13 protein-coding genes are annotated in these 16,351 nt (G+C 61.6%); 6 read left to right on the top strand and 7 right to left on the bottom strand.

The genetic code is table 11. From position 1 onward, the window contains the following. Position 1: 1 nt before the first annotated feature. From H7B67_RS06155 to H7B67_RS06135, 5 genes are read left to right on the top strand one after another with little or no spacing between them, the layout of a single operon-like run. On the top strand, positions 2-2,080 hold the full coding sequence (locus H7B67_RS06155; RefSeq protein WP_185118911.1) for a BglG family transcription antiterminator: 2,079 nt from the start codon (positions 2-4) through the stop codon (positions 2,078-2,080). Positions 2,081-2,087: 7 nt separating this feature from the next. Then, positions 2,088-2,525 (top strand): PTS mannitol transporter subunit IIA, encoded by a 438-nt coding sequence (locus tag H7B67_RS06150; protein ID WP_185118910.1) that lies wholly within the window; start codon positions 2,088-2,090, stop codon positions 2,523-2,525. After that, the gene (locus H7B67_RS06145) at positions 2,525-3,685 is read left to right on the top strand and encodes a mannitol-1-phosphate 5-dehydrogenase (RefSeq protein ID WP_185118909.1); all 1,161 of its coding nucleotides are present in this window, start codon (positions 2,525-2,527) and stop codon (positions 3,683-3,685) included. Before H7B67_RS06150 ends, H7B67_RS06145 begins: the two co-directional genes overlap by 1 nt. A 23-nt stretch (positions 3,686-3,708) precedes the next feature. After that, positions 3,709-5,436: a phosphoenolpyruvate--protein phosphotransferase gene (gene ptsP, locus H7B67_RS06140; protein ID WP_185118908.1), complete on the top strand. Its 1,728-nt coding sequence runs from the start codon at positions 3,709-3,711 to the stop codon at positions 5,434-5,436. Continuing rightward, the gene (locus H7B67_RS06135) at positions 5,437-5,700 is read left to right on the top strand and encodes an HPr family phosphocarrier protein (RefSeq protein ID WP_185118907.1); all 264 of its coding nucleotides are present in this window, start codon (positions 5,437-5,439) and stop codon (positions 5,698-5,700) included. 128 nt (positions 5,701-5,828) lie between these two features. On the opposite strand, the gene H7B67_RS06130 is transcribed toward H7B67_RS06135, so the two are convergent. The 4 genes from H7B67_RS06130 to H7B67_RS06115 all read right to left on the bottom strand — a co-directional run bounded on the left by H7B67_RS06130 (position 5,829) and on the right by H7B67_RS06115 (position 9,821). Further along, positions 5,829-6,455, bottom strand: coding sequence for a YcnI family copper-binding membrane protein (locus tag H7B67_RS06130; protein WP_185118906.1), 627 nt, complete (start codon positions 6,453-6,455; stop codon positions 5,829-5,831). 117 nt (positions 6,456-6,572) lie between these two features. Continuing rightward, on the bottom strand, positions 6,573-7,289 hold the full coding sequence (locus tag H7B67_RS06125) for a response regulator (protein WP_185118905.1): 717 nt from the start codon (positions 7,287-7,289) through the stop codon (positions 6,573-6,575). Further along, entirely contained in the window at positions 7,286-8,125 is an 840-nt protein-coding gene (locus H7B67_RS06120) for a sensor histidine kinase (protein ID WP_185118904.1), read from the bottom strand. Before H7B67_RS06120 ends, H7B67_RS06125 begins: the two co-directional genes overlap by 4 nt. A gap of 22 nt (positions 8,126-8,147) precedes the next feature. Further along, on the bottom strand, positions 8,148-9,821 hold the full coding sequence (locus H7B67_RS06115) for a copper resistance CopC/CopD family protein (RefSeq protein WP_185118903.1): 1,674 nt from the start codon (positions 9,819-9,821) through the stop codon (positions 8,148-8,150). Positions 9,822-10,187: 366 nt separating this feature from the next. On the opposite strand from H7B67_RS06115, the gene metE reads away from it, so the two are divergent. After that, positions 10,188-12,464 (top strand): 5-methyltetrahydropteroyltriglutamate--homocysteine S-methyltransferase, encoded by a 2,277-nt coding sequence (gene metE / locus H7B67_RS06110; protein WP_185118902.1) that lies wholly within the window; start codon positions 10,188-10,190, stop codon positions 12,462-12,464. A 743-nt stretch (positions 12,465-13,207) separates the two neighbouring features. Here metE and H7B67_RS06105 read toward each other — a convergent pair. From H7B67_RS06105 to pxpB, 3 genes are read right to left on the bottom strand one after another with little or no spacing between them, the layout of a single operon-like run. Then, a complete protein-coding gene (locus tag H7B67_RS06105; protein WP_245363966.1) occupies positions 13,208-13,615 on the bottom strand; it encodes a gamma-glutamylcyclotransferase family protein in 408 nt (135 codons plus the stop codon). Positions 13,616-13,637: 22 nt separating this feature from the next. Beyond that, positions 13,638-14,414, bottom strand: coding sequence for a 5-oxoprolinase subunit PxpA (locus H7B67_RS06100; RefSeq protein ID WP_185118900.1), 777 nt, complete (start codon positions 14,412-14,414; stop codon positions 13,638-13,640). 19 nt (positions 14,415-14,433) lie between these two features. Continuing rightward, positions 14,434-16,335, bottom strand: coding sequence for a 5-oxoprolinase subunit PxpB (gene pxpB / locus H7B67_RS30635; protein WP_209649215.1), 1,902 nt, complete (start codon positions 16,333-16,335; stop codon positions 14,434-14,436). Between the last annotated feature and the right edge of the window lie 16 nt (positions 16,336-16,351).

Genomic DNA, 16,351 nt, shown 5'->3' with positions numbered 1-16,351 from the left:
CATGTCTAGTCGAACTCAACGGATTCTGGAGCTTCTGCTCCGCAGCGAGCGGGATCTTACCGCCGCCGAGATGGCCGCCGCCGTGCAGGCGAGCTCGCGAACCGTTCACCGGGAGCTGGCGGCCCTCGAGGAATGGTTGGCGGGGCAAGGCGTGGAGCTGCAGCGCAAGTCGGGCTCGGGCATCCGTCTTCGAGCCGATCCGGCCGATCTCGAGAAGCTCCTTCGAACCGTCTCCGCTTCGGAGGCGATCGCCTTCTCCCCGGACGAGAGGCAGATGTATCTGCTCTGTTCCCTGCTGGAGAACAACGAGCCCGTCAAGCTGTTCGCGCTCGCGAGCGAGCTGAACGTCGCGGTGCCGACCGTGGTCGGCGATCTGGACGAACTGGAAGCTTGGATAGGCCGGTTCGGCATCCGGATCATACGCAAGAGAGGCTACGGCATCGAGCTGGAGGGCTCGGAAGAGCGGTTTCGGGAAACGATCCGCCAGCTCACCAAGCGAAGGCTGGACGATGCCGAGCTGACGGCAGGCGGGCTGGACCCGCCGCCCCATCCGCTGGACCGGGAGCTGTTCGAGCTCGCGGGCAAGTCGGAGATGGCCGCCGTCGAAACGGTCCTCTGGAGCTGGATGGACAACGCGGACGTGGAGTTAAGCGAGCACGCCTATACCGATCTGCTCATTCGCCTTAGCATCGCGCTTCGACGTATCCGTTCGAAGAAGAAGGTCGAGATCGATCCCGCGAGGGAAAAGGAAGCCGGGCGATTGCCCGACGGGCGGGAGGAAGAAGAAGCGCTCGGACTCGTCGGCCGGCTGTCGGAACGTGCGGGAATCGATTTGCCCCGCCCCGAGATCCGTTATATGGTCGATCTGCTAAGACGCATCCGCCAGTCGGACGAGGAATTGCTCCAGGGAGACGATCTTACTCTGGCGGAGACCGTCCGTTCGCTGATCGAATCCATGCAGGCCGCGACGGGCGCCGAATTCTCCCAGGACCGCTCCTTGCGAGACGGCCTGTTCTCCCACCTGAAGCTGGCGATCCAGAGGCTGGAAGAGGGCCAGCGCATTCGGAACCCTCTGCTGGCCCAGATCCAGAAGAACTACGGAGGCCTGTTCCGGACGGTTCGGGAAGAGGTCAATCGCACGCTGTCCCGGTTGAAGGTGCCCGACGAAGAAATCGGATTCCTGGTCATGCACTTCGGAGCTTCGCTGGAGAAGCTCAAGCAGCTTCAGCGGCCCGTTCGCGCCATCGTCGTCTGCACGAGCGGGATCGGTTCCTCGAAGATGCTGCAATCCAGGCTGCAGAAGGAGCTGCCGCAGCTTGAGATCGTCGATAGCGTCTCTTGGTACGAAGCATCTAGGCTCCCTAAGGAGTCCTATGATCTCGTCGTCTCCACCATCGAGCTCCCGTTGAATCCGACGCAGTACATTAAAGTGAGTCCGCTGCTGTCCCCCGAAGAGGCGGACCGGCTCCGCTCGTTCATCCAGGGCACGACGCTTGCTCCGGAGCGCTCCGGGGACGCATTCAAGGAAGAGCCGACGGCGGTCTCTCCGGACGGTTTCGCGAAGCTGCAGAGCCTGAAAACGACGCTTGACGAAATTATGCGCCTCGTCGGCCGGTTCCGGGCGATCCGCCTTCGGGTGCGCGGCGGAGGACTGGCCGACGTTCTGGAGGAAGCCTGCCGCCGCGAGCAAGCTGCGGGCGCGCTGACGGGCAGTCCCGCTCGAATCGTGGAGCGGCTGCTGGAAAGAGAGCGGCACGGCAGCCAGATGCTGCCCGGCACCTCGCTGGCCTTGTTCCATACCCGCAGCGCGGACATCGGCCAATCGTCCTTGTCGCTATATATTTTGGAGGACCCGATCCCTATGGATGCGGAGCCCCGTTCCCGGCTTAGCCGGTTCCTGCTGATGCTCGCCCCGCAGTCCTTGACGAAGGAAGGTCTGGAGGTGCTGAGCGAGATCAGCGCCATGCTTCTGGACGGCCGGATGATCGAGCTTCTGGAAGAAGGCGATGAGGCGGCTATCCGCTCATTCATGACAGCCAACCTGAAAGACTACTTTAGATCGATTACCGAAAGCGAGTGATTGGGCAATGACTATCTTATCCACCGATAAAGTGAAACTGAACGCGAAGGTTCAAGACAAATACGAGGCGATCCGAATCGCCGGCGAGCTCCTCGTCCAAGCGGGCCATGCGGATCCCGGTTACGTCGACAGCATGATCGAGCGCGAGAACTCCCTGTCCACGTTCATGGGCGGCGGACTGGCCATCCCGCACGGAACGAACGAGTCCAAGGGAACGATCAAGTCGACCGGCCTGTCCATCGTGCAAATTCCGGAGGGCGCGGACTTCGGCGGAGGCGATATCGCCCATTTGGTCATCGGAATCGCGGCGGTCGGCGACGACCATCTGGATATTCTGACCAACGTGGCGATGATCTGCTCGGATGACGACAATATGGAGCGGATATTGAAAGCCTCTTCTCCGGAGGAATTGATCGCCATCTTCGAGAACGGGATGGATTCCTGATGAAGGCCTTACATTTCGGAGCGGGGAACATCGGACGGGGATTCATCGGATTGCTGCTGTCCCGAGCGGGATATGAAGTGACGTTCTCGGACGTGAACCGGACGCTGGTCGACGAATTGCGCAAGCGCGGCGAATATACCGTCACGCTGGCCGAAGACGAGAAGCGGCAGTTCCGCGTGACCGGCGTGACCGCGATCGACGGCACCGATGCGGACGCCGTCGCCTCCGCCGTGGCGGAAGCCGATTTGGTTACGACGGCCGTCGGCGTGAACGTTCTTAGGCATATCGCCTCGGGCATCGCCAGAGGAATCGAGAAGCGGATCGCCGGATCCGGAAGGCCGCTGACGGTCATCGCCTGCGAGAACGCGATCGGCGGGAGCACGCAGCTGAAGGAGCACGTTTACGGCCATCTGAACGAATCGGCCAAGACGAAGGCCGACGAGCTGGTCTCCTTCCCGGACGCCGCGGTGGACCGGATCGTTCCGATCCAGCGCCATGACAATCCGCTCGCCGTAACGGTCGAGCCGTTCTACGAATGGGTGGTCGATTCCTCGGCCTTGCCCAAGGGCTACAAGCTGATCGAGGGCGTTCATTACGTCGACAACCTGACTCCTTATATCGAACGCAAGCTGTTCACCGTCAACACGGGCCACTGCGCCGCCGCCTACCTCGGCAACCTGAAGGGCTGCGAGACGATTCAGCAGGCGATGGCCGACGAGAGCATCGTCGCCGAAGTGAAGGCGACGCTGGACGAGACGGGCGCGGTCCTGGTAAAGCGGTACGGCTTCGACCAAGCGGAGCACGACGCTTATATCCGCAAGATCATCGGCCGTTTCCGCAATCCTCACCTGACGGACGAGGTGTCGCGCGTAGGCCGCTCGCCGATTCGCAAGCTGTCCCCGAACGATCGCCTGGTGAAGCCGGCGCTGCAGGCCTACGAACTCGGCGTCTCTCCGAAGCAGCTAGCGAGAGTAATCGCCGCCGCGCTCTTCTTCGACGAGCCCGAGGATCCGGAATCCGTCGCCCTTCAGCAGGACATTCGGGCGCTCGGAGCCGGCGAGGCGGTGGCTAAGATTACGTCCATACCCAAGGACCATGCCGTGTTCCGGTCGATTATGGATCAGTACGAATCATTGGAGGCCGCTCTATCTTCCCAATGACAGAATAGAAAGGACAGACCTTTATGGCTAAAATACTGACAGGCATCGCGGCTTCGCCGGGCATCGCCATCGCCAAGGCGTTCCGGTTCGGCCATGCCGCTCCCACCCCCGAGAGGAAGACGATCGCGGACTCGGAGACGGAAGCCGAAGCCGCGCGCTTCCGCGAGGCCGTTCGGCTGGCGCAAGGCGAGATCGAGGAGATTCGGGCGCAGACGGAACGGCGGTTGGGAGCGCAGAAGGCCGAGATTTTCGAAGCTCACCTGATGCTGCTGGAGGACCCGGATCTCGTGGACGTCACGCTGGACAAAATCGCGGAAGAGAAAATCAACGCCGAATACGCGCTGTACGAAGTGACGAATGCGGTCGTCGACATGCTGCAGGAGATGGAAGACGAGCTGCTCCGGGAGCGCGCGGCCGACGTCAAGGACGTATCCGGCCGGGTGATGGGCCACCTGATCGGCCAACCCTACGCTTCGCTCTCCGGCCTCTCCGAGGAATCCGTGGTGATCGCGGAGGATCTGACTCCGTCCGATACCGCTCAGTTGGATTTGGAATACGCGCTCGGCTTCGCCACGGCCGTCGGAAGCCGGACGTCCCATTCGGCGATCATGGCGCGCTCACTGGAGCTTCCGGCGATCGTCGGAATCGGGGCCGAAGCCGCTTCGATCCCTACCGGAACCGTCGTCATCCTCGACGCCGCGGAAGGCAAGCTGATCGTCGATCCGAGCGAGGAGGAGCTTCGGGAGTACCGCGGCAAGAAAGCCGCATACGAGGAGCGCCGGGCGAAGCTGAAACAGCTCTCCGGGCAGCCTTCCGTGTCGGCGGACGGAGTCCGTCTCGAGCTGGCCGCCAATATCGGCAGCGTCGAGGATCTGGCGAAGGTGCTGGAGAACGGCGCCGACGGCGTCGGCCTGTTCCGCACCGAATTCCTGTACATGGGTCGCAGCTCATTTCCGTCGGAAGAAGAGCAATACCGGATCTATAAGCACGTGTTGGAGAAAATGAACGGCAAACGCGTCGTCATCCGGACGCTTGACATCGGCGGAGATAAGGAGCTTCCTTACCTCGAGCTGCCGAAGGAGAGCAATCCGTTCCTCGGCCTTCGCGCGCTTCGGCTTTGCCTGGACCGCCAGGACTTGTTCCGCACTCAGCTGCGGGCTTTGCTTCGGGCCAGCACGGCCGGGAAGCTGAACGTCATGTTCCCGATGATAGCGGTGCTGAGCGAGCTGCGGGAAGCGAAGCGCATTATGGAGGAAGAGCGCGAGAAGCTGCTGCGGGAAGGCACCCCCGTGTCCGACTCGATCGAGGTCGGCATGATGATCGAGATTCCGGCCGCAGCTCTGAACGCGGACTCCTTCGCCAAGGAAGTCGACTTCTTCAGCATCGGCACCAATGACCTGATCCAGTACACGATGGCGGCGGACCGCATGAACGAAGCGGTCGCCTACCTGTACCAGCCCTACCACCCCTCCATTCTGCGCCTGATCGGCATGGTCATCCGGGCAGCTAACCGGGCCGGCAAGTGGACGGGGATGTGCGGCGAGATGGCCGGCGACCCGACGGCCATTCCCTTGCTGCTCGGCATGGGATTGAACGAATTCAGCATGAGCGCCGGTTCCGTGCTCCCCGCGCGCGAGCTGGTCGGCCAGCTGTCCAAGCGGGAATGGGCCGCCTTCGCCGAAGAAGCGCTGGCGATGGGGTCTCAGGAAGAAGTCAAACAATTCGTTGAAGACAAAAGGAGATTTGACTAAATGTTAACCCAAACCTACACCGTCATTCATCCGTCCGGATTCCATGCGCGCCCGACGAAGGTTTTCGTTCATACGGCGACCCAATACCCTTGCAAGGTGAGCTTGATCAAGGGAACGAAGAAGATCAACGCCAAGAGCTCCCTCGGCTTGCTGTCCCTCGGCCTGAAGCAAGGGGACGAGGTGACGCTGGAGGTCGACGGCGAACGGGAAGCGGAAGCTCTTCAAGAACTGGGGGCTCTGCTGACGAAGATTTACGAGGAATAAGCTTCCGACATAAGAAACGGCAAACGCAGCGCGGCGCAGAGGGCTCTCCCTCTCGCCGCGCTTCTTTAATTAAAAAAGCGCCGAACCCAACGTCATCAGACGCGAGTTCGGCGCTTTCGTTCATTCCCTTAAGCTTTGCGGCGGCGGGCCAGCGCGACGATGAGCGCCAGGGCGCCCAGCACGACGCCGGCGATGCCGAGACCGAGAGACAGGCCGTCGTTGTCGCTAGACTCGTCAGCGGTCGCACCTCCGGTTGTAGAGGCTCCGTGCCCGTGATCGTCGCCTTCTACTTTAGCCGTAACGGCCGTTACCGAAGCCGGCTTATCCGCATCGGGCGCTCCCGTCCACTCGACCACGCTTCCGTCGGAGTAGGTCTGGTAGGCTTTCCAGCTCAGCTCGGCCGCGTCGTCGGCCACCTTGCCCTGGAAGTTGAACTGGCCGAATTCGGTGCCTCCGAGGCCGCTCCCTTCCTCCGCTTTCCAAGTGAAGGACGTGATCTTGCCGTCGGCATTCTTCTCCGTCTCGTACGTCCAGCCGGCCTTCGGCTCGAAGCGGGACACGTCTACCGCGTCGGGGACTTCAACCTTCACCTGCGTCGTCGACAGAGTGTCCGATTCCGTCGGCACGCGCAGCGTGAACACCTGGTAGGAGCCCGCCGGCACCGAGCTCGGCAGGACCGTGACGTGCGCGCTCGCGACGCTCGCGAAACCGAACGCGAGGAAGAGAGCCAGCAGAACAGATACGCTTTTTTTCATTTACGACTCAACCTTTCTTGATCCCCTCGGGATTTATCGAATACCTCAAGTATAGAATCGGGCAAGGGGACGGACATGACTACAAAGGGCTATTCCCCGCAACAAATTTGTGACGATTTAGTCGACGCTCTCCCGCGAATGGACCAGCCCCCGCTCGTACGCATACCTCGTTAGCTGGACCCGGTTGTCGAGATGGAGCTTCTGCAAAATGTTCTTGAGGTGGTTTTTGACCGTGTGCTCGGACAGCTCGAGCACCGCCGCCACCTCCCGGTTCGTCTGCCCGCGGGCGACCTCCTGGAGGATCTCCTTTTCTCTCGCGGTCAATTGCTCCCGGTAACCGTCCTCCTCCGAAACGCGCGCTTGGGCTTGGCCTTGATTCGTTTCCGTCGGCGCTTCCCGGCGAGTCCTTCCGGCGAACTCCCTCAGGATGGACAACGCCAGCTCCGGGTTCAGCGGCGCCTCGTCGTAAGCGATGGCCCGGAGGTATTCCCTCCAGGACGAAGGATTGAGGTTCTTGAGCAGGAAGCCTTGGGCCCCCTTCTTCAAAGCCTCGAATAAATGCGCGGGATCGTCGGAGACGGTGACCATGACGATCTTCGCGGGCGGATAAGCGCCCTTGATCGCCTTGGCCGCCTCCAGTCCTCCCATCCCCGGCATCTGAACGTCCATCAGCACGATGTCGGGGTTCGCCCGCTCCATGAGCTCCAGCGCCTGCTCCCCGCTTGCCGCCTCGCCGGCGACGACGAATTCGCCCCCTTCGGAGACGATCTCCCTCATTCCCTGGCGCGCGTGTTTATTATCGTCGACGATCAGGACCCGAAACGCTTCGGTCATGCTCCAGCACCCGCCTTTCTCAGCTCCACTACCGTCCGCTCTCCTCGCCTCTCCGCCGCGAAGGTCCAACCCATTTTGCCGGCTCGCTCGCGGACCATTTTCAGCCCGAATCGGTCCTTCGCCTTCATCGGATCGCCGACGAAGCCCACTCCGTTATCCTCCACCGAGCAGCGGAAGCCGCCGCCATCCACCGTCTCGCCGACGACGAGCACCTCGCTCGCCCGGGCGTGCTTGCGCACGTTGATGAGCGCCTCGCGGAGGCAGGCATGCAGCTCCACCTTCTCCTTCCCGGTCAGGCTGCTCTCCGGAATGCTCCAGCGGAACTCCGCCTTCGCCTCGATGACGCCCGCCGTGTCGCCCAGAAGCTCGCGCAGCGGCACCACCCAGGCGTCCCCTGCCGGGGAAGGCGGCTGCTGCAGGTTCGCGATCGCCTGCCGTACGTCGTCATGGATGACCCGAACGGTCTCGCGCAGCTGCCCGGCAAGCTCCCTCACCGCGTCGTCCTTCGCCGCCCGGTCCAGCTGATCCAGCTTGACCGCGAGCAGGAACAGCGATTGGGCGATCCCGTCGTGCAGCTCCCGGGCCAGGCTCTCCCGCTCCTCGAGAGCGGCCGTGGCGGCCTGTTGGCCCCGAAGCGCCTTCTGCGACTGCTCCAGCCGCCGGAACAAGCCGAGGACGAGCGTCAGCGTGACGGCGAGCACGATGAACGGCGCCAGGAAATTCCCCAGATCCATCGACAAGTACGGCAGCAGGAACGCGTGCCGAATATATTCCCACAAGCCGATCGTAAGCGTCGGGATGAGCAGGATGAGCCATTTGATTTTCTGATCGCTCAATGGGACTTCCCTCCTTGCCCGGTCAGTAAATGCGGAACGTCGTCTCTCTCACCAGCTCGTTGTCTTCGGAGTCCATAACTCGTATCTGCGCCTGCCACTTCCCGGCGAACGGCAGATAAGGCCCTTGCGCCTCGTAAGCCGCTTTCACGAAACCGGGAAAATCGTCGAGCTCTTGGTCCTCGTAAGGCTCCAGAGGTACGTCGATATAAGCCACGTCCTCGCGGTCGATCGGCTGCAGGCGAAGCACCGTGGACTTCGGTTGTCCCAGCGATTCCGGCAGCCACACCTTCAGCTGGATCGAATTGTCGCCCGGCGCGTTCGGGGAAATTCGGAGCGTGACGTGCATGTCCTCGCCCATATCGTGATAGTGGAGCGCTTCGTTCGCCGGCAACGGATTCTGGTAAGTCAGGATGCCGACGACGACGACGATCGCGGACAGCAGCCCGATATCCGACCACAGCAGGCTTTGCTGCGGGAGATTGCCCTTACGAAGCCTTAAGCGAATGAAGAAGGCCACGATGACGACCAGGAAGGAGACCGCGGCCTTGACGATCAGCCACGTGCCCCAATTCGTATACAGAACGTACTTCCACGACGGGAGAAAATTCAAGGTGCTGAGCACGCCGGTCACCCATAAGACGAGGAACGAGATCAGCGCCCACTTCGAGAACAGCAGAGCAAACCTTCCCGCCTCCGGACGTTCCTTCCGCCAGATCAGCGCGAGCAGCACGAGCCCGCCCGTCCATAGCGATGCCGCGACCAAATGCGCGTAATCCAGAACGATCGAATACGAGAGCGGATCGAACGCGGCCGCGTGGCCGTTCCACGCTTCGACGAACAGAGCGACCGCCACCCAGAACAAGCGACCCGGAGCGGTCAGGCTCGTCACGAGAGGAGCCGCGAGCGCGAGCAGCAGGCTGGCGGAATACAGCTTCCCGACCGTCGTCTCCGACAGAACCCGCCACCATTCGGAGAGCGGCTCCCCTTGCGTCAGGTTGTTGATGCTCAGCACCACGTAAACAAGAGTCGCGCACAGAACGAACTTGCCGCCGAAGCGCGTCACCGTCTCGCGAGCTTCCTTGACGACCGGCGAAGCGGAACGCTGCAGGCTCCAGAGCAGCAGTCCGGCCAGGCCGAGCAAGCCCGCGTAATAGGCGATGCGGGAGGCGTAGAGCAGGAAGCCCATCACCGTCAGTTGCTCCTCTCCTCCGTGCGAATGATCATGGCCGACCTGGGCGTGCGGGTCCAAGCTGCTCGAATCGGGAAGAGGCGGAGGATTGCCCACGGTGAACACGTAAGCCCCGGTCACCGGGTGGCCGTCCGCCGAGATGACGTCGTAGCTGACCGTATAGTGATCTTCCTTCAAGGTCGGCAGAGCGAGCCGGATGCCTTTGCCTTCGGAGAATTTCTCGACCTTGCCGTCGGCTATTTTCTCCGAGGAGCTGTTCAGCACGAGGATCTTCGGCGTCGAGGAGGAATCCAGCCGCTCGTTGAACAGAAGCTCTACGACGCTCGGGCCGGTCTCCAGCTTCTCGTCCTGCGAAGGCGTCGCCTTCTCGAGCACGGCGTGGGCGGATGCTTGGCCCGGAAGAAAGCCGAACGCGAGAAGAGCCGCCAGAAGCGCGTATAGAAGCCATTGAATGGTCTTGTATTTAGAAAAAAAGGATTGCCCGTTCTTGATTCGGACAGCATGCATGATATAAAACCTCCTACCGCGACTTATCCAACTAACTAATCGTAACCAAAACGGCAGGCATGTTCAACTAAACGTAAAGCACAAGAAGGGTTCGACGAACGATTCGACGTAAACATGTCACATATTGATTGCGGCTTTGCATAGCTTTGAATCGCTTCGAATGCCTCGAATCGCTTCGATTCGCTTCTGATTCCCAATCGTTCGGACACAAGACTTCATTTGTTATAGTTTATGGCTATATCTAGATATAATTTTTTGAAATTATCGATAAGGGTTTGCCGCGTGATAAGGTTTATACAAGATTTATGGTTCTGCCAAATTCAAGCCGTTGATCGGGAAGATAAGGGAAAGGTGCGTGGGCAAGCAATGGCAAAGGTCAAAACAGCCGCACTCGGCTATCCGCGAATCGGAGAGAAACGCGAATGGAAGCTTCTGCTCGAGAGCTACTGGGGCGGCAAAACGAACCGCGAGGACTTTCTCGCCCAGATGAAGGAGCTTCGGATTCGCCGGCTTAAGCGTCTGCAAGCGAGCGGAATCGACTACATTCCGGTCGGCGACTTCACCCTATACGACAGCATGCTGGATCATTCGGCGGCCTTCGGGCTTATTCCGGACCGCTTCGCCGGCCTCGCTTCGCAAGATGCGCTCGACGCGTATTTCGCCATGGCGAGAGGCGCGTCGGGGGCGCCCGCTTGCGAGATGACGAAGTGGTTCGACACGAATTATCACTATCTCGTTCCGGAGTGGACGGCGAGCAGCACTCCATCCCTGGTTCGCAACCCTTGGCTGGAGGCTTTCCTGGAGGCGAAGCGGGAGCTCGGCATCGTCGGACGTCCGGTGCTCATCGGTCCATATACGTTCGTTCGCTTGTCGAAGGGAATCTCCGGCGGCGCGCTGGCCGAGAAAGTGCTGGCGCTGGTCCCCGTCTATATCCAAGCGGTATCGGAACTGGTTGACGCCGGAGCGGAATGGATTCAGATCGACGAGCCTTCCCTCGTTACCGACGTTCCCGCCGAGCATATCGAGCTGCTTCGAACGGTGTACGAGCAGATCAAAGCGGCGGCGCCTGCGGCCAAGCTGCTTCTGCAGACGTATTTCGGACCTGTTGCCCATCTGGAGAAAATAAAGCTGCTGCCGGTGGACGGAATCGGGCTGGACTTCGTGAGGGACGGAGGCGCGAATGCAGAGGCTATCGAGAATTCGGGATGGCCGGCGGATAAAACGCTTGGAGCCGGCATCGTAGACGGAAGAGGAATCTGGCGCGTCGATCCGGATGCCGCTCTCGGCAAGCTGGAGAGCCTCGGCTCCAACGTCGCTCCCGGCAAGCTGATCCTCCAGCCTTCCTGCAGCCTTCTTCACGTACCGGTCAGTTCCAAGCTGGAGACGACGGGCGACCTGATCGTGCGCCATTCGTTCGCGTTCGCGGACGAGAAGCTGGAGGAGCTCGTTGCCCTGGCGTCGGTGTGGGAATCCGGCAAGGCATCCGCCCGCTTGGAAGAGAACCGTCAAGCGCTCGCCGCGCTGCAAGCTCACCCGGCGCGGAATCGCGCGGAAGCCTCAAGCTCGGCGGCCGTACGCGCGGAACGCGCTCCGTTCGAAGAACGCCGCGTTCTGCAGCAGAACAAGTTCAAGCTCCCGCCGCTGCCGACGACGACGATCGGAAGCCTGCCGCAGACGGCCGACATCCGCCGCGCCCGCGTCGATTGGCGCAAAGGCCATATCGGCCAAGCGAAATACGAAGAGATTCTCCGCGAGAAGACGGAGCTCTGGATCAAGCGCCAGGAGGAACTCGGCATCGACGTGCTCGTTCACGGCGAATTCGAGCGTACCGACATGGTCGAGCACTTCGGCCACCTGCTGGACGGCTACCACTTCACCGGCAACGGCTGGGTGCAATCGTACGGCTCCCGCTGCGTGAAGCCTCCCGTCATCTACGGAGACGTAGTGGCTCGCGGCGCCATGACGGTCGCCGACACGGTCTACGCGCAGTCGCTGACCTCGCGCCCGGTCAAAGGCATGCTGACCGGCCCGATCACGATGCTCGCCTGGTCGTTCAGCCGCGACGATCTGCCGAAATCCGAGATCGCCTTCCAGATCGCGCGCGCTTTGAACGTAGAAGTGCTTCGCTTGGAAGAAGCCGGCATCGGCATGATCCAGGTCGACGAGCCCGCCCTGCGCGAGATCGCTCCTCTTCGCCGCGGCGAATGGAAGGAATATCTCGGCTGGGCGGTCGGAGCATTCCGCATGAGCGTGAGCGGCGTCAAGAACGAGACGCAGATTCATACGCACATGTGCTACTGCGACTTCCACGAGATTCTTCCGGCCATCGAGGCGATGGATGCCGACGTCATCTCGCTCGAGACGTCCCGCAGCCACGGTGCCCTCGTCGAAGCGCTCCGTGAGGAGCCGTACGCGAACGGCATCGGACTCGGCGTCTACGACATCCACAGCCCGGTCGTTCCGGACGCTCAGGAGATGCTGGGCGTCATCCGCTCCGCGCTTGCCGTCGTGCCGTCCGAGCGCCTCTGGGTCAACCCGGACTGCGGCCTGAAGACCCGCGGCGAAGCCGAAGCTCTCGCCGCGCTCAAGAACATGACGGAGGCTGCCTCCCTCGCCCGGCAGGAACTGGCCGTCGGGAAGTAAGCAGCTTCAGGTTCGGTTCCTCCGAGACTCGCGGATGGGTTGTGGCAACTCATCAAGGAAGGTGCCCGGGTGCAGGATCCCCCAGGTTGAGTCCTCACGACTCATCCTGGGGGATCTTCTTAGATTCTAGAGGCTTAGTTGGGTAGCCACGACTCATCTGGCAGGGTTCTTGGGTGCAGTAGAGCCGAAGTTGAGTCCTCACGACTCAATTGGGGATCTTCCTCATCCCAAGAGGCATAGTTGAGTAGCTGCGGCTCATCTGGCAGGGTTCTTGGGTGCCCTAGCGCCTCGATTGAGTCCTCACGACTCAATCGGGGGGATCTTTTCGCCTCAAGAGGCTTAGTTGGGTAGCTACGACTCATCTGAGGGATCTTCTCAAAAGACAAATCGCTCCTCTCAGGTTCCCTTTCACTCGAATCTGTGCGGCGATAGTCGAATGTGCGCAGTCTGGTTACTCTCTTTTGCGGATCTGTGCGGCGATAGTCGAATGTGCGCAGTCTGGTTACTCTCTTTGGCGGATCTGTGCGGCGATAGTCGGATGTGGGCAGTCTGGTTACTCTCTTGGCGGATCTGTGCGGCGATAGTCGAATGTGGGCAGTCTGGTTACTCTCTTTGGCGGATCTGTGCGGCGATAGTCGGATGTGGGCAGTCTGGTTACTCTCTTGTAAGAATTTGCGGCGCGTCTAGCCAAAATGTAACCTCTTCATTAAAAAAGGCCCCAGCGATCTCTCGCTTGGGCCTTCTTAATCCTTCGTTTTATCCGGCCACCAATCGACTCCGGCCGGAGGGAAGCCGCGATCGTCCGTCCAGACGTAGACCCACCCCGAGACGTCGGGGCGATCCGCGTCCGTCATCCGGATCCGTTCGTAATCGTTGCTCTCTTCGATCCCGTAGAACTCCTCGTACTCGTCCGCCCGAGCGAGCCCCTCGCGGGTAATCTCGAACCACATTCCTCGAACGAAGGAAAAGGGAGCGTGAGAAGGAGATGAAGGCGGTTCCGACCCTTTCGCGGGAATCAACGCGGGGTAAGCTCCGACATCGACTAGCCTGCCTCTTACTCTACCCGGAAAGGCCGTTCCGACAATATAGGGCGAGATATAACGATGCGTCTCGAATTCCGGCAGCAAAGTCCCGTAGACGAACAATCTCAACGGTTCTCCCCCCTTCAAAGGCCTATTGCGGAGAACGAACGGCATAACCGCGCTCCTGCAAGCTGCGCTTCAGCGCGGCCGCGAAGGAGGCGGCTCCCGGCGTGTCCCCGTGCAGGCAGAGCGTTTGCGCCTTAACCTCAGCCATGCCGCCATCCAATGCGCGCACCGACCTGCGCTCGACGATCGCGAGAGCCTGCTCGATCGCTTCCCGTTCGTTCGCGTGCACCGCCCCTCGCATCGAACGCGGAGCAAGGCTTCCGTCGGACATGTACGCCCGATCGACGAAACCTTCCTCGACGGTGCGAAGACCGGCGTCGGTGGCGGCAAGCAGCAGTTCGCTTCCGGAAGGGCCGACGATCGCAAGCCCGGGATCGATCGCCTTGGCGGCGCGAACGATCGCTTCCGCCAGCTCGCGGCGGCGGGAGGCCATATGATAGAGGGCGCCGTGCGGCTTCACGTGCGCAAGAAGAACTCCCGCCGCCGAAGCGAATGCTTTCAGCGCCCCGATCTGGTACAGGACGTCCGCTTCGACCTCGGAGGCCGTCACCGCCATCTCCCTGCGGCCGAAGCCGTGCGGGTCCGGCAAGCCCGGATGCGCTCCGACCGCGACTCCAAGCTCCGCGCACCATTCGACCGTGCGCCGCATCACCTGGGCATTGCCCGCGTGATAGCCGCAAGCGATATTGGCCGAGCTGACGCAAGAGAGCAGGAGCCGATCGCTCTCCATTCGCGAGACGTCGAATTGCTCACCCGCGTCTACGTTCAGATCGATGGAACGCGAAAATGCCGAATTGCCCATCCTTCTCTCCCCCCAGTCTCTACGAAAACCACTTCAGCTTAATTCCCGCCGCAAGCCTGGAAAGCCGCTCTTCCTTCTCCCGGTAGACGCTCAACGCTTCCCCCAGGCCGACCGCCTCGAACGAGACGACGTCGCCCGGACGAAGCTGAGCGACGATCCCCAGATCGGCAGCGGCCACATGGGCGATGATCGGGTAGCCGCCCGTCGGTTGGCAGCCCTGCGCCAGCAGGATCGGCTGACCGGACGCCGGCACTTGGATGGCTCCCGCGCAAACGCCGTGGGACAAGATCTCTTCCTTGCGGGATACCGTCAGCTCGGCTCCGCTCAATCGCAGTCCCATCCGATCCGATTCCGTCCCCACCTTATATTCGGATTCGAAGAAAGCCCGGCGGGCCTCCTCCGAGAACCGGTGCCACCCGGAGCCTTCCAGAACCCTCAGGACGGTCGGCTTGGGGCTGGAATGGCCCGGCGACGCTTGCTCGTTTACCGAGTGCCAAGCCGCTTCCGGCGAAGCGTCCTTCCGCAGCTTGCCGATCAACACTTCCGCCGCCTTGGAAGGCTTCCCCAAGCGAAGCAAGTCTCCCGTACGAAGAGCACGGCCCTCAACCCCTCCGATTCCGGCGCGAAGATCGGTGCTTCGGCTGCCTAGCATCGGCTCGACCGCGATGCCGCCAGCCGCCGCTAAGTAAGCTCTGCAGCCGCTCGCTGCGCCGCGGAATCGAACGATCGATCCTTGACGGAGAAGCACGGGCCGATTCAAAGGCAAGCTCTCGGCTTCACTCTCGCTCCCAACCCTTCCTTCGCTCTCGACCGTCGCGCCGAGATCCGCGCCCGTCAACGCTATAAGAGTATCCTGTAGCACCTGATATTCCCCGCCGGACAGCGTCAGCTCCAATCCGGCGGCGCCGTCTTCATTGCCGACCAACCGGTTCGCGACGCGCAGCGAATCCGCGTCCATCGCTCCGCCTGCGGAGACGCCGAACGCCTGCCAGCCCTCCGACCGGCCCAGATCCTGAACGGTCGTCTGCAGGCCGGGCCGAAGGACGGCCAAAGACGGCTCTCCTTCCGGCTCCCTTTGCCGAGCCTTTCTGTCGCCGTGCTTTGAATCCGAATCCGAATTCCTATTCGAATCGAGCCAAGCCACTTCCGATTCCGATTCCACCGGGACGAACCTCACCGCATCGCCCGGACGGATCGGGAACGGCTCGTCCGATTCCGGCCGGAACAGCCGCATCGGCGTGCGGCCGATAAGCCGCCAACCGCCCGGCGACGCGACCGGATAGATGCCCGTCTGACCTCCCGCGATGCCGATCGAGCCTGCCGGTACCCGCAATCGCGGATTGTCGTGTCGGGGCTGCGCCAGCTCGACGGGCAACCCGCGCAAATACGGGAATCCCGGGGTGAAGCCGATCATCGCCACTTCGTATCTAGCGGAAGAGTGACGCTCGATGAACTGCCTCTCCGTCAAGCCGCTGCGCTGCGCCGAGGACAAGAGATCCGGTCCAGACTCTCCGCCGTATACGACCGGGATCGTCACTTCCCGTTCGGGTTTTGCCGTCTCCTCCCGCTCCGACTCCGCAAGCCGGGCAAGCTGATCCGCCGCCCGCTCCATCATCGATTCCGCCTCCGATTCCGTAAGCGGGATGCCCCCTAGCAGAAGCTTCAAGTCCAAATAAACCGCAATCGAGTCATAAGCGGGCACCGTCTCTATCACCCATGGCAGATTAGCGGCGGCGATCCGACCCGCGGCCGCGGCCGTCCTATTGCCGCTCCCCAAGGGAGACGCATCCGGGCAGGTCAGCAGAATCGCCCGCTCCCCAAGAGGCAGCGTGCTCCAGCTCCTCATTTTGCCACCACCCGCCTTCGTTTTATCCCGATAATCCGGTTCAAGCTCGCAAGCTTCCGCTTGAATAGGTTGCAATTCAAAGTCTGCTGCG

Origin of the sequence: Cohnella thailandensis, from assembly GCF_014212135.1 — a bacterium.
Lineage (GTDB): Bacteria > Bacillota > Bacilli > Paenibacillales > Paenibacillaceae > Cohnella > Cohnella thailandensis.
The sequence above is the reverse complement of the archived record's forward strand: the minus strand, read 5'-3'. Positions and strand labels throughout refer to the sequence as shown.

Excerpts from the sequence above, each read along its gene's own strand:
- H7B67_RS06100 (WP_185118900.1), bottom strand. The coding sequence starts at position 14,414 with ATGGGCAATTCGGCATTTTCGCGTTCCATCGATCTGAACGTAGACGCG.
- H7B67_RS06115 (WP_185118903.1), bottom strand. The coding sequence starts at position 9,821 with ATGCATGCTGTCCGAATCAAGAACGGGCAATCCTTTTTTTCTAAATAC.
- metE (WP_185118902.1), top strand. The coding sequence starts at position 10,188 with ATGGCAAAGGTCAAAACAGCCGCACTCGGCTATCCGCGAATCGGAGAG.
- H7B67_RS06155 (WP_185118911.1), top strand. The coding sequence starts at position 2 with ATGTCTAGTCGAACTCAACGGATTCTGGAGCTTCTGCTCCGCAGCGAG.
- H7B67_RS06130 (WP_185118906.1), bottom strand. The coding sequence starts at position 6,455 with ATGAAAAAAAGCGTATCTGTTCTGCTGGCTCTCTTCCTCGCGTTCGGT.
- ptsP (WP_185118908.1), top strand. The coding sequence starts at position 3,709 with ATGGCTAAAATACTGACAGGCATCGCGGCTTCGCCGGGCATCGCCATC.
- H7B67_RS06125 (WP_185118905.1), bottom strand. The coding sequence starts at position 7,289 with ATGACCGAAGCGTTTCGGGTCCTGATCGTCGACGATAATAAACACGCG.
- H7B67_RS06135 (WP_185118907.1), top strand. The coding sequence starts at position 5,437 with ATGTTAACCCAAACCTACACCGTCATTCATCCGTCCGGATTCCATGCG.
- H7B67_RS06145 (WP_185118909.1), top strand. The coding sequence starts at position 2,525 with ATGAAGGCCTTACATTTCGGAGCGGGGAACATCGGACGGGGATTCATC.
- H7B67_RS06150 (WP_185118910.1), top strand. The coding sequence starts at position 2,088 with ATGACTATCTTATCCACCGATAAAGTGAAACTGAACGCGAAGGTTCAA.